This is a genomic window from Pelomonas candidula, from assembly GCF_043555985.1.
Taxonomy (GTDB): Bacteria; Pseudomonadota; Gammaproteobacteria; order Burkholderiales; family Burkholderiaceae_C; genus Pelomonas; species Pelomonas candidula.
Genome location: NZ_JBIGIC010000002.1, coordinates 423,868 through 436,325, shown reverse-complemented (window position 1 = coordinate 436,325; position 12,458 = coordinate 423,868). Strand labels below are relative to the sequence as shown.

12 protein-coding genes are annotated in these 12,458 nt (G+C 69.2%); 10 read left to right on the top strand and 2 right to left on the bottom strand.

Features of this window, described 5'->3' with window-relative positions:
• Positions 1-71: 71 nt before the first annotated feature.
• From ACG04R_RS05560 to ACG04R_RS05540, 5 genes are read left to right on the top strand one after another with little or no spacing between them, the layout of a single operon-like run.
• Entirely contained in the window at positions 72-914 is an 843-nt protein-coding gene (locus ACG04R_RS05560) for a cysteine hydrolase family protein (RefSeq protein WP_394407067.1), read from the top strand.
• A gap of 8 nt (positions 915-922) precedes the next feature.
• Entirely contained in the window at positions 923-2,119 is a 1,197-nt protein-coding gene (pncB, locus tag ACG04R_RS05555) for a nicotinate phosphoribosyltransferase (RefSeq protein WP_394407066.1), read from the top strand.
• Positions 2,116-3,828, top strand: coding sequence for an NAD+ synthase (locus ACG04R_RS05550; protein WP_394407065.1), 1,713 nt, complete (start codon positions 2,116-2,118; stop codon positions 3,826-3,828). The genes pncB and ACG04R_RS05550 overlap by 4 nt, the downstream gene beginning before the upstream one ends.
• Positions 3,825-4,388 carry a prolyl hydroxylase family protein gene (locus tag ACG04R_RS05545; protein ID WP_394407064.1) on the top strand — a complete coding sequence of 188 codons (564 nt, stop codon included), beginning with the start codon at positions 3,825-3,827 and terminating at the stop codon, positions 4,386-4,388. The genes ACG04R_RS05550 and ACG04R_RS05545 overlap by 4 nt, the downstream gene beginning before the upstream one ends.
• Positions 4,385-5,419 carry a bifunctional nicotinamide-nucleotide adenylyltransferase/Nudix hydroxylase gene (locus ACG04R_RS05540; protein ID WP_394407063.1) on the top strand — a complete coding sequence of 345 codons (1,035 nt, stop codon included), beginning with the start codon at positions 4,385-4,387 and terminating at the stop codon, positions 5,417-5,419. Before ACG04R_RS05545 ends, ACG04R_RS05540 begins: the two co-directional genes overlap by 4 nt.
• A 2-nt stretch (positions 5,420-5,421) precedes the next feature.
• On the opposite strand, the gene ACG04R_RS05535 is transcribed toward ACG04R_RS05540, so the two are convergent.
• Positions 5,422-6,102, bottom strand: a complete 681-nt coding sequence (locus ACG04R_RS05535; RefSeq protein ID WP_394407062.1) for an N-acyl amino acid synthase FeeM domain-containing protein — start codon at positions 6,100-6,102, stop codon at positions 5,422-5,424.
• 392 nt (positions 6,103-6,494) lie between these two features.
• Between ACG04R_RS05535 and ACG04R_RS05530 the strand changes: the two genes are divergently transcribed.
• The 4 genes from ACG04R_RS05530 (at position 6,495) to ACG04R_RS05515 (ending at position 10,893) form a co-directional block, all read left to right on the top strand.
• On the top strand, positions 6,495-8,543 hold the full coding sequence (locus ACG04R_RS05530) for an SPFH domain-containing protein (RefSeq protein ID WP_394407061.1): 2,049 nt from the start codon (positions 6,495-6,497) through the stop codon (positions 8,541-8,543).
• Positions 8,544-8,555: 12 nt separating this feature from the next.
• Entirely contained in the window at positions 8,556-9,839 is a 1,284-nt protein-coding gene (locus tag ACG04R_RS05525; RefSeq protein ID WP_394407060.1) for a sensor histidine kinase, read from the top strand.
• Positions 9,836-10,522: a response regulator gene (locus ACG04R_RS05520; protein ID WP_394407059.1), complete on the top strand. Its 687-nt coding sequence runs from the start codon at positions 9,836-9,838 to the stop codon at positions 10,520-10,522. The genes ACG04R_RS05525 and ACG04R_RS05520 overlap by 4 nt, the downstream gene beginning before the upstream one ends.
• Positions 10,523-10,608: 86 nt before the next feature.
• A complete protein-coding gene (locus ACG04R_RS05515; protein ID WP_394407058.1) occupies positions 10,609-10,893 on the top strand; it encodes a hypothetical protein in 285 nt (94 codons plus the stop codon).
• Between the two features lie 89 nt (positions 10,894-10,982).
• Here the strand turns inward: ACG04R_RS05515 and ACG04R_RS05510 are convergent, their stop codons facing one another.
• The gene (locus tag ACG04R_RS05510; protein WP_394407056.1) at positions 10,983-11,675 is read right to left on the bottom strand and encodes a glutathione S-transferase C-terminal domain-containing protein; all 693 of its coding nucleotides are present in this window, start codon (positions 11,673-11,675) and stop codon (positions 10,983-10,985) included.
• A 40-nt stretch (positions 11,676-11,715) separates the two neighbouring features.
• Between ACG04R_RS05510 and ACG04R_RS05505 the strand changes: the two genes are divergently transcribed.
• Positions 11,716-12,450 carry a hypothetical protein gene (locus ACG04R_RS05505; RefSeq protein WP_394407054.1) on the top strand — a complete coding sequence of 245 codons (735 nt, stop codon included), beginning with the start codon at positions 11,716-11,718 and terminating at the stop codon, positions 12,448-12,450.
• The last annotated feature ends 8 nt before the right edge of the window (positions 12,451-12,458 follow it).

Sequence of the window (12,458 nt, the reverse complement as noted above, 5' to 3'; positions counted from 1 at the left end):
AACTTTCCCCATCAACTTAATTGCACACTTAATTTAAGTGGGTTTATCATGCAGCCACACCACGAGAAGACATGCACATGAACACGCATCTACTGCTGATCGACCCGCAGAACGACTTCTGCGACCTGCCGCCCGACTGGCTGCCGCGTTCGCCGGTGACGGGCGAGCCCATCCGCCCCGCGCTGCCGGTGACTGGCGCCCACGCCGACCTGCAGCGCGCCGCCGGCCTGGTGCAGCGCCTTGGCGGCAAGCTCGACGCCATCACGGTGACGCTGGACTCCCACCATCGCATCGACATCGCCCACCCCGGCTTCTGGTTGGAGGCGGCCACTGGCAGCGCGCCTGGCCCGTTCACGCCGATCACGGCGGCGCAGGTCCGCGCCGGTGCCTACGCGCCGCGCGACGCGGCCCAGCTCGACCGCGTGCTGGCCTACCTCGACGCGCTGGAGTCCACCGGCCGCTACACGCTGATGGTCTGGCCCGTGCATTGCCAGATGGGCAGTTGGGGCCACGGCGTGCACGCCGGCCTGCAGGCGGCGCTGGACGCGTGGGCGGACGCCGCGGGCCGTTCGGTGGAGGTCGTCACCAAGGGCGAGAACCCATGGACCGAGCACTACAGCGCGCTGCAGGCCGAAGTGCCCGATCCGGCCGACGAGGGCACCGCGCTGAATCGGGCGCTGCTGGCCGAGCTGGATCGCTTCGACCGCGTGCTGATCGCCGGCGAGGCTGGCAGCCACTGCGTGCGCGCGACCGTCGAGCACCTGGCCGCCCACCTGCCGTCGAAGCAGCTGAACAAGCTGGTGCTGCTGACCGACTGCATCAGCCCCGTGGCGGGCTTCGAGGCGCAACAGGCCGAGTTCCTCGCCGCGATGCAGGCACGCGGCCTGCAACTGATGCGCAGCACCGACCTCTGAGAGAAAACATGACCACCCCCGTCATCACCAGCCTGCTGGACACCGACCTCTACAAGTTCACGATGTGGCAGGCGATGCTGCATCGCCACCCGCAGACGCAGGCCGAGTACCGCTTCGTCTGCCGCAACCAGCCGGGCTATCCGCTGGCCGAGCTGAAGGCCGACGTCGAGCATGAGCTGGACGCGCTGTGTTCCTTGAGCTTCCGCGCCGATGAGCTGGCCTACCTGAAGGGCCTGCGCTTCATCAAGAGCGACTTCGTCGACTTCCTGCGCATCTTCCGGTTCCAGCGCGACTTCGTCGAAGTGACCACCGACGGCCCGCAGCTGCACATCGTCGCCCGCGGCCCGCAGGTGCATGTGATGGGCTTCGAAATCCCGGTGCTGGCCATCGTCAACGAGCTGTACTTCCGCCGGCTCGACACACCCGAGGTGCGCGCCGAAGGCCAGCGTCGGCTGGCCGCCAAGATCGCCGCGCTGCAGGCCTTCGCCGCCGAGCCGCGCCCGCAGCGCCACCCGTTCGACCTGTTCGACTTCGGCCTGCGCCGCCGCTTCTCGGGCGCCTGGCAGCGCGAGGTCGTCACGCAGCTGCGCGACGCGCTGCCTCAACACTTCAAGGGCAGCTCCAACGTGCTGCTGGCCAAGGAACTGGGCCTGGTGCCCATCGGCACGATGGCGCACGAATACCTGCAGACCTACCAGGCGCTGGGTACCGTGCGGCTGCGCGACCACCAGAAGGCCGCGCTGGAGGACTGGGTGCAGGAGTACCGCGGCGACCTCGGCACGGCGCTGACCGACGTCGTCGGCATGGAAGCCTTCCTGGCCGACTTCGACCTGTACTTCGCCAAGCTCTTCGACGGCCTGCGCCACGACAGCGGCGATCCGGTCGTCTGGGGCGAGAAGGCGCTGGCCCACTACGCCAAGCTGCGCATCGACACGCACACCAAGCGCCTCGTGTTCAGCGACGGCCTGACGGTGACCAAGGCCATTGAGCTGTACCGCCACTTCGCCGACCGCGTGCAGCTGGGCTTCGGCATCGGCACCCACCTCAGCAACGACTTGGGGCCCACGCCGCTCAACATCGTCATGAAGCTGACCCACGCCAACGGCCAGCCCGTGGCCAAGCTCAGCGACAGCCCCGGCAAGACGCTGTGCGACGACGAGACCTTCCTCGCCTATCTGCGCCAGGTGTTCGGGATCAAGCCGTGATCAAGCTCACCATCGCCCAGCTGAACCTCACCGTCGGCGACGTGGCGGGCAACGTGCAGCGCATGGTCGCCGCGGCGCGGCAGGCGGCGTGGGCGGGCTCGCAGCTGGTCGTCTTCCCCGAGCTGGCGCTCAGCGGCTACTACCCCGGCGACCTGCTGGACGAGCCGGCCTTTCTGCGCCAGGTCGATGCCGGTCTCGAATCGCTGCGTGCCGCATCGCGCGAGCTGCCCGAGCTGGCCTGGGTGTTCGGCGCGCCGCTGCGGCGCGACGGCCCGGGCAAGCAGCTGGAGAACGGCCTGCTGGTCATGAAGGGCGGCGAGGTGTTGCTGCGCTACGCCAAGCAGCTGCTGCCCACCTACAACATCTTCGACGAGCGCCGCCACTTCGAGCCCGGCCCGGACGTCGCCAAGGTGCTGCGCGTCGGCGCGGCCCAGGTCGGCCTGCTGATCTGCGAGGACGGCTGGAACGACGACGGCGCCGATTACGGCATCAACCCCTTCGAGCGCCTGCGCGACGCCGCGCCCGACCTCGTCATCAGCATCAACGCCAGCCCCAGCAACATCGGCAAACGCGAGCAGCGCCACCAGGTCTTCGCCGCCGCGGCGAAACGCAACGGCCTGCCCATCCTCTACGTCAACCATGTCGGCGGGCATGACCAGCTGGTCTACGACGGCGCCAGCTTCGCTGTCGAGCCCGACGCCGGCGTCGTCTTTGAGGCCGATCGCTTCGTCGAGTGCGTGCGCACGCTGGGCTTCGAGGATGGCCGCTTCGTGGAGGCGGACGGCAACCGCCCCGCGTGGCCCGACCCGGTGGGCCTGAGCGCCATGGCTTTCTACCGCGCGCAGATCGTGCTGGGCTTGCGCGACTACGCGCGTCGCTGCGGCTTCACGAAGGCGGTGGTCGGCTGCTCCGGCGGCATCGACAGCGCGTTGACGCTGGCCTTGGCCGCCGAGGCGCTGGGCGCGGACAGCGTCGTCGGCATCACGATGCCCTCCAGCTTTTCGTCCAGTGGCTCGGTGACGGACTCCGAGACGCTGTGCCGCAACCTGGGCATCACGCTGCTGAACCACCCGATCCATGGCGCCGTCGACGCGCTGAAGGCCCAGTTCGCCGACAGCTTAGGCGCGGCCATGCAGGGGCTGACGCTGGAGAACTTGCAGGCCCGTGTGCGCGGCACCATCCTGATGGCCTACTCGAATGCGAACGGCCACCTGCTGCTGACCACCGGCAACAAGAGCGAGGTGTCGGTGGGCTACTGCACGCTGTACGGCGACACCAACGGCGGCCTGGGGCTGATCGGCGATCTCTACAAGACCGAGGTTTTCGCGCTGAGCCGCCACCTCAACGACGCGGCCGGCCGCGAGCTGATCCCGATGGCCATCATCGACAAGGAGCCGTCCGCTGAACTGGCCCCGGGCCAGCGCGACAGCGACAGCCTGCCGCCTTACCCGGTGCTGGACGAACTGCTCAAGCTGCTCATCGAAGGCGAGCGCCTCGCCGCCGGCGAACGTGAGCCTGCCGAGGCGCGCATGGCCGCGCTGCGCGAGACGGCCGAGGGCAGGGCGCTGATCGAGAAGGTCGCCTGCATGATCCAGCGCAGCGAATACAAGCGCCGCCAGGCGCCGCCGCTGATCCGCCTGCGCGCACGGGCCTTCGGCCAGGGGCGGCAGATGCCCATTGCCGCGGTGTTTCCGGGCGCGCTGTCATGACGATCATCCAGCACAGCGAGCGGGCGTTTTCGGTCCCCGGCCTCGTAACGCCAGACGAATGCGGCGAGCTGATCGCGCTGGCCGAGCGGTCGGGCTTTGACGCGGCCTCGGTGCGGACAGAGGCTGGCCAGCAGGCCATGCCCCGCGTGCGCAACAACGAGCGCACGATCGTCGATGAATCGGCTTGGCCGGCGAGGCTTTGGCAGCGGTTGAAGGGCATCGAGCTGCCGTTGGTCGATGGCCAGAGCGCGGTGGGGCTGCCGCGCTCGCTGCGCTTCTACAAATACCTGCCCGGCCAGCGCTTCAAGATGCACAAGGATGGGCCGTGGCGCGAGGACGAGTTGGTCAGCCAGCTGACCTTGCTTGTCTACCTGAACGATGGCTTCGGCGGCGGCTGCACGGATTTCCGCAGCTTCGTCGTGCAGCCCGAGGCGGGCAGCGCGCTGTTGTTCCTTCACGATACCTGGCATGAAGGCGCCGCCGTCACCGACGGTGTCAAGTACGTGCTGCGTTCCGACGTGCTGTACGCCCCCCATTCCTCAACGACTGTTCTGCCATGACCTCTGCCGCCGTTGTCATCGGTCGCTTCCAACCCGTCCATAACGGCCACCTCGCGCTGCTGCGTGCGGCGCTGGCCGAAGCGCCGCGCGTCATCGTGATGCTGGGCTCGGCCCACCAGGCGCGTTCGCCGCGCCACCCGTTCAGCTGGACGGAGCGTGCCGAGATGATGCGCCTGGCGCTGACCGAGACCGAGCGCGAGCGCGTGGAGATCGTGCCGCTGCGCGACCTCTACGACGAGGCCCGCTGGGTGCAGGCCGTGCGGGCGGCCGTGCAGCAGCGCGTCGGCAATGGCGACGTGACGCTGGTGGGCCACTTCAAGGACGCGACCAGCGGCTACCTGCGCCGCTTCTCGCCGTGGAAGCTGCTGAGCCTGCCGCGCCAGCACCGCGTGGACGCCACGGATCTGCGCGCCGCGCTGTTCGAGGCTGAACCCGACGTGCTGGAAGGCGTGCTGGCCAGTTGGGTCGATCAGGTACCGGCCGGCACGCGCAGCTTCGTTCAGGCCTGGGCGCATCTGCCGTATCTCGCCGCGCTGCGACGCGAGTGGGCGATGTTGAAGCGCTACCGCCAGGCCTGGGCCGCGGCGCCGTATGCGCCGACGTTCGTCACGGTGGACCTGGTGCTGCGCTGCGCCGGCCATGTACTGCTGATCCAGCGCGGCAAGGACCCTGGCCAGGGGCTGTGGGCCTTGCCGGGTGGTTTCGTCGAGCCGCGCGACACGCTGTACCAGTCGGCCGTGCGTGAGCTGGAGGAGGAGACGGGCCTGCGTCTGTTGCCTGAGACGCTGCAGCGCGCGTTGCAGGGCATGGCAGTGTTCGACCACCCCGACCGCAGCCAGCGGGGCCGCACGATCTCGCACACGCACCACTTCGACCTGGGCGACCGTGAACTGCCCGAGGTTCAGGGCGGCGACGACGCGGCGCACGCGCGCTGGGTGCCGGTGGCCGAGCTGGCGGCGATGGAAGCGGAGTTCTTCGACGACCACTTCCACATGCTGGACCGCTTCCTGGGCCTGCTGCCCGCGGCCTGAATTCAGGGCAGGCGGGCCAGCATCGTCGCTTCGGTCGCCTCGTCCCAGAACAGCGGGTACAGGCTGCGTGCCGACGCGACGGAGTCCGGGTGGCCGCCCCACAGCGCGATCTGCTCGCGCACGTCGGCGAAGGCGATGCTCATCAGCACGGCCGGCGCGTTGACGCGCGGGTTGTGCCGGGCGGCCGTGATCGGCACGAGGCCCAGGCAGCGCCGGTAGAAGCCGACGTGGCGCGGGTTCACCTCGACGACCAGCCGGTCGCAACGGGCGCGGCGGTGCGCGTGCAGGTAGCCGAGATGGAAGAGGTGCGCCAGCGCCCGCTTGGGGTCGCGGGAATGATGGTCCATCGCCAGGCCGCCGAATTCGCACAGCTTGACGCCGGTGGCGCGCCACTCATTCAGCTCGGCGCTGAACAGCAGGTCGGCGTGCAGACCGCCCACGCCATCGAAGCGTACGGACAGCGTGCCGACGATGTCGGCGCCATCGCGGGCGGTGCAGACGACGTCGCCATCCTGGTTGCGGCTGGTGTAGCGCTCACGGGACACAGCCAGGCCGCGGTCGCCGTAACGGCGCTCGACGAGATCAAGCGCTTCGCCATCCAGGCCGCCGAAACCACTGTCCATTGCCAGTGGTTCGCTGGCGAGGGCGGGCGAACGTCCGCTTGCTTCAAAGGTGGGGAACATCAACTGCATCCTTTGCGCTCAGGGTATGAGCGCGGCGCAGTCTAGGGATGAGAGGCTCTGCCAGGTGGGTATCTCACACACCGATACACCGGCCCTTCGCCAGCCATGAGATTTCTCACGCGGTGGGTGTCGCGGGTGCGACGGCCGTGCGGCGTTGTCCTACACGGCCGGTGCGGATGGCTTGCTGTCCTACACACGGCGGGCCCACTCGCGGCTACATTGGTTTCGGGCTCACGCCCCCTGCTGTTCCTCCCTGAGCAGGCGTCTGTCCGTGACAGCGGAAGACGGTTTCAACCCCGGCCGCAAGGCTGGGGTTTCTTTTTTGCGCGCTCCTTATGCGGCCCTGATGCCGCCGCGGACACAGTGGTGACACCTTCACTACGGTGCTCCGCATGGACATCCAGTTCTTCCCCGTCGCCCAGACGTTGCTTGTCGTCACCTTGCTGCTGGCGCTCGTCTTCTACAAGCGCCTGCTGCGCCTGTTCGGTTTCGTCATCGTGCCCGACGACTCCATCGGCACGGTGACGAAGAAGTTCGTGCTGTTCGGCCGCCACCGCGAGCTGCCGCCCGGCCGCATCGTCGCGCTGTTCGGCGAGGCGGGCCTGCAGGCGGACACGCTGGCCCCCGGCCTGCACGTGGGCCTGTGGCCGTGGCAGTACCAGGTCGACCTCGTCAAGTTCACCGTCGTGCCGGACGACGCCATCGGTATCGTCGAGGCTTGCGACGGCCTGCCGCTGCCCGATGGACGCGTGCTGGCCCGTCACGTCGACTGCGACAACTTCCAGGACGCGCGCGCCTTCCTCGCCGGTGGCGAGCGCGGCCTGCAGACGAGCGTTGTGCCGCCCGGCGCGTGGCGCATCAACACGCTGCTGTTCACGGTGCGCCTGGAGCGCATGACCGCCATCGAGCCCGGCAAGATCGGCATCGTCGAGGCGCGTGACGGCCGTCCGCTGACTGGCGGCCGCGTCATCGGCCGCGCCGTGGCCTGCGACAGCTTCCAGGACGCCCGCGCCTTCATGGACGGCGGCGGTGAACGTGGCCCGCAGATGAATGTCATCCCGCAAGGCAAGTACCGAATCAACCCCGGACTGTTCCGGGTCACGCAGGTGCAGGTGACCGACGTGCCCGACAACAAGGTCGGCATCGTCACCACGCGCGAAGGCGCGTCGCTGACCACCGGCGAGATCGCCGGCCCCGAGGTGCCCGGTCACAACCTGTTCCAGGACCCGCAGGCCTTCGTCAACGCCGGCGGCACCAAGGGCCTGCAGGAGCAGGTGCTGCTGGCCGGCCGCTACTTCATCAACCCGATGTTCGCCACCGTCGAGATCATCGACATGACCGAGGTGCCCATCGCGTCGGTGGGCGTCGTCGTGGCTTTCGTCGGCAAGGCTGGTGTGGATGTGACGGGTGAGGGGTTCCGCCACGCCAACATGGTCCGCAAGGGCGAGAAGGGTGTGTGGGTGGACGTGCTGGACCCGGGCAAGTACGCCATCAACACCTACACCCACAAGGTGCGCGTCGTGCCCACGGCCAACGTCGTGCTGAACTGGGCCACCGGCAAGACCGAGGCGCACAAGCTGGACGCGAATCTCTCGACGATCACCGTGCGCTCGGCCGACGGCTTCACGTTCAACCTGGATGTGAGCCAGATCATCCACATCCCGCGCAACGACGCGCCCAAGGTCATCGCGCGTTTCGGCAGCATGGAGGCGTTGGTCACCCAGGTGCTGGAGCCCACCATCGGCAACTACTTCCGCAACGCCGCGCAGAACTCGGACGTCATCGACTTCCTGAAGAAGCGCAGCGAGCGCCAGGCCGAGGCCAAGGCCGCCATTTCCGCGGCGCTGAAGGCCTATGACGTGGGCGCCGTCGAGACGCTGATCGGCGACATCGTGCCGCCGGCCGAGCTGATGAAGACGCTGACCGACCGCAAGCTGGCCGAGCAGGAGAAGGTCACCTTCGAGACGCAGATGGAAGCCCAGGGCGTGCGCCAGCAGCTGGAGCAGGCGACGGCGCTGGCCCGCACGCAGGCCCAGGTGGTGGACGCAGAGCGCAAGGTCGCGATCGCCGAGTTCAGCGCCCAGGCGGCCGTGAAGACGGCCGACGGCGCGGCGCGTTCCAAGAAGATCACGGCCGAGGCCGACGCCGAGGTCACCCGCGTGACTGGCCAGGCGGAGGCCGGCCGCACGCTGGCCATCGGCGAGGCCGAGGCCGAGGTCATCCGCCAGAAGATCGGCTCGATGGAGTCTGGCAACTACGCCATCGTGCAGGTGGCGCAGGCACTGGCCGGCGCCGGCGTGCAGCTGGTGCCGGAGGTGCTGGTCGGTGGCGGGCAGTCGGCAGGGCAGGGCGGCACGCTGGTCGACGTGCTGCTGGCCGGGCTGGTGAAGGACAGGCTGGCGAAGCCTGAACAGCCTCGGGTCGCCGCGGAGGCCACCTAAACTGCGCGCCCCATGATTCCCCGCCCCATCGTCCAGTTCCTGCCCTGGATCGCCACCGGTTCGCTGATGGCGCTGGCCTGGGTGGGCTGGAAGCTGCGCCGGGCCTGGGAGGGCCTGCGCGCGGCGCAGCGGGCCGCGCAGCTGGAGCGCGCGCTGCGAGAGTTCGGCGACCTGATGCGCGATGCCGAGCGGCCCGAGGTCCACGCCCATGAGCTGCTGCAGGCGCTCCATCAACTCGGCGGCCTACCCGCCGCGGCGCTGCTGCGGCCGTCCTGCGGCGCGCAGGACGTCGTCCTTGGCGAGCCCGACGCCAACGCGCTGGCCGGCCTGGAGCTGTGCGCCGACAGCGGCCGTGCGCTCGGCCCCGGCACGGCCCACCACGCCGGCGAGCCCGACCTCTACCTGCCGCTGCGCGGCCGCGACGCGGCGCTCGGTGCCGTCACGCTGCGCGGGCTGGGCGCCGCGGTGCTGGCACCCGACCACCTCGCCCATGCCCAGGCCTTGTGCGACCAGATGGGCCTGGCGTTGCAGCGCCGCTGCGTGCAGGACGCGGCCCGGCAGTCCGCCGAGCTGGCCGAGATGCAGTCCACCCGCAATGCGATGCTGGCCGCCATCTCGCACGACTACCGCACGCCGCTGGCCACCATCATGGGTTCGGCGTCGGCGCTGCACGCGCAGGGGGAGCGGCTGTCGCACGAGCAGCGCCAGGAGCTGGCGGCCCGCATCGTCGACGAGACGACCCGCCTCGTGCGGCTGACCGACAACACCTTGCAGCTGGCGCGCCTGGGCGCGCCGGGCGTGTCGCTGCGCTGCGACTGGGAGTCGGCCGAGGAGATCGTCGGCGCCGCGCTGCGCCGCGTGCGCCGCCGCCCGGACGGCGACCGCGTGAAGGCGCGCATCGAGCCCGAGCTGCCATTGTTGTGGTGTGATGCGGCCCTGATGTCTCAGCTGCTGGACAACCTCGTCGACAACGCCCTGAAGTACAGCCCGGCCACCGCGTTGGTCGAGCTGGTGGTGCGCCGCGTCGGCGAGCAGGCCATGTTCGCCGTGCGCGACCGCGGCGCCGGCATCGAGCCCGCCTGGCGCGACCGCGTGTTCGACGCCTTCCAGCGCGGCGACCTGGCTGCGTTCAAGCAGCGCCCGCCGGGTGCCGGCGTCGGCCTGGCCGTGTGCCGCGCCATTGCTGAGGCGCACGAAGGCAGCTTGAGCCTGCGCCCGCGCGGCCACGGCGGCTGCAGCTTCGAGGCGCGTCTGCCTTTGCGCGAAGCGCCGGAACTTCCCGAGGCCGTGGCATGAGGCTGCTGCTCGTCGAAGACGACCGCGAACTGCGCGTGACGCTGCGCGAGGCGCTGTCCGTCGAAGGCTACGAGGTGCTGACCGCCGCCAGCCTTGCCGACGCGATGGCCCAGCTCGCCCACGCGGGCAACCTCGACGCGGTGCTGCTGGACTTGGGCCTGCCCGATGGCGACGGCGAGGAGCTGCTGCAGGCGCTGCGCCGCGACCGCGCCACGCCGCTGATCGTCATCTCGGCTCGTCAGGTGGAGGGGCAGAAGATCCGCCTCCTTGACGCCGGTGCCGACGACTACCTCGTCAAGCCCTTCGGCATCGGCGAGCTGCTGGCGCGGCTGCGCGTGGCGCTGCGGCACCGCGGCACCGTGGCCCAGCCGGCCATCACGATGTACCGCCGTGCCGGCCTGGAGGTGGATCTCACCGCCCACCGCGTACGCCGTGACGGTGCCGACGTGCGCCTCACGCCCACCGAGTTCAAGCTGCTGGCCCGCCTCGTGCGGCAGGCCGGCCAGGTCGTCACGCACCGCCGGCTGCTGGCCGATGTGTGGGGCGCCGAGGCGACGGAGCAGACGCACTACCTGCGCCTGTACATGGCCCAGTTGCGCGCCAAGCTGGAGGCCGACCCGGCCGAGCCCTGCGTGCTGCTGACCGAGCCCGGCGTGGGCTACCGCATCGCCGAGCCGCGCTGAACGTCTTCCGCGGCGTTCGAAGATGGACGCATGGCAGGCGGCCGCTAGGATGCGCGGCCCCTGACCTGCCGATCGCCTACTTGCCCATGAGAGTCCTGCTGCTGTTGATCTGTGTCGCGCTGAGTGCCTGTGCCACCCGTTGGGTGAACCCGCGCAATCCCACGGCAGACCTGCAGGCGGACATGGCCTCCTGCGACAAGGAAGCGGAGCGTGTGGCGCGGTTGGATCAGCTCATCGGGCCCGCCGGGAGCGGCTGCTATTCCAGTCGTGACTGCACGGCGACGGCGGAGACGCAGAACCTTCGAATCACCACGCACGCCGTACAGGTGCGCAAGCAGTGCATGGCGGTACGCGGCTGGCGTCAAGACTGAGGCCCGGAAGGCATGCTGCGCGCGCGATCCCCGCGTGCCGCAGTCGCTTCCTCAGTCGTCAAGGTCCCATTGTTCTGACCAGGCCTGGTTCAGCGCTGCTCCACCTGCCGCTGCCCGAACAGCACTTCCCGCGCCTTCTCGTCCGTCAACGGCCTCCGCGCGCCCGCCAGCACTTCCAGCCCTCGCTGCACCGCCGGCCGCTTGGCGATCTCGTCGAACCACCCCTTCAGGTGCGGGTAGTCGGCCATCTCCACGCCCTGGTTCTTCCACGAGCGCAGCCACGGGAAGACGGCGATGTCGGCGATGCTGTATTGCGGCCCGCCGAGGTAGGTGGTGTGCGCAAGCCGCTTGTTGATGACACCGTAGAGGCGCCTGGCCTCGTTGGTGTAGCGCTCGATGGCGTAGGGCAGTTTCTGTGGCGCGTAGATGCGGAAGTGGTGCGCCTGCCCCAGCATCGGCCCCACGCCGCCCATCTGGAACATCAGCCACTGCAGCACCTCGTACTTGCCGCGCGTGTCGGCGGGCAGCAGCTTGCCCGTCTTGCCAGCGAGGTAGAGCAGGATGGCGCCGCTCTCGAACAGCGAGATCGGCTCGCCATCGGGCCCCTCGGTATCGGTGATGGCCGGGATCTTGTTGTTGGGGCTGATGGCGAGGAAGCCCGGCGCGAACTGGTCGCCGGCACCGATGTCCACGGGATGGACCCGGTACGCAAGGCCGCACTCCTCCAGCATGATGTGCACCTTGTGGCCGTTGGGTGTGGGCCATGAATACACTTCGATCATCGTTGCCTCCATCAGCAATGCAGCCCGATTCTCTCGACTCATGGTCGTAAAGCAAGTCAAGCACTGGCTCGTGACCCGCGCCAACGCAGCGCGGTGGCGTCCGATCCAGGAATGGGCCGAGGCACGCGGCGCCGAGTTCTCGCAAACCCGTGACGGCCAGGGTTTCCTCATCGAGCATCCCGGCGCGTCGCCCGGTCCGTTGCGCGTTGAATGGGGCGTGTCCCAGCGCAGCTACCTCCCCGGCACCGAGTTGCGCATGCGCTGCGAGATGGGGCTGCACCCCGACCTGCAGACCATGGTGCTGTGCCGCGCGCTGATGGAGAACCTGGAGCGTGCCGTCTTCGAGGCCTACACGGACACGCTCAAGACCCGCGTCGACACCGACACACCGGAGGAGATGCGCTGGCTGGTGATGTTCCCCAAGTTCAACCACGCGGCCTCGCAGATCGTGCGCCAGCGCTACGGCATCGTGGGCGTCACGAAGGAGCTGACGGGCGCCTGGGTCGACGGCGAGCTTGGAGAGGCGCTGGTGCAGGCCAGCCAGGATCTGCTGCCCGAGGGCCACCCCTTCGTGCTGATGTGCATGCGCGGCAACCTCTACCTGCGCACTGAGATGGCCGAGGCTGACCTGCCGAAGGTGCAGGCCCTGGTACGGCTGCTCGAAACGGCCGCGCGCGAGGCGCGGCGCGTGAACGACGGATTGTCCGAGACCGGTGTCTGGCCGACGACGACGTCCATCGCGTGGACGCCGTCCACGCGGCTTGGCGACACTTAGAGCGTCGA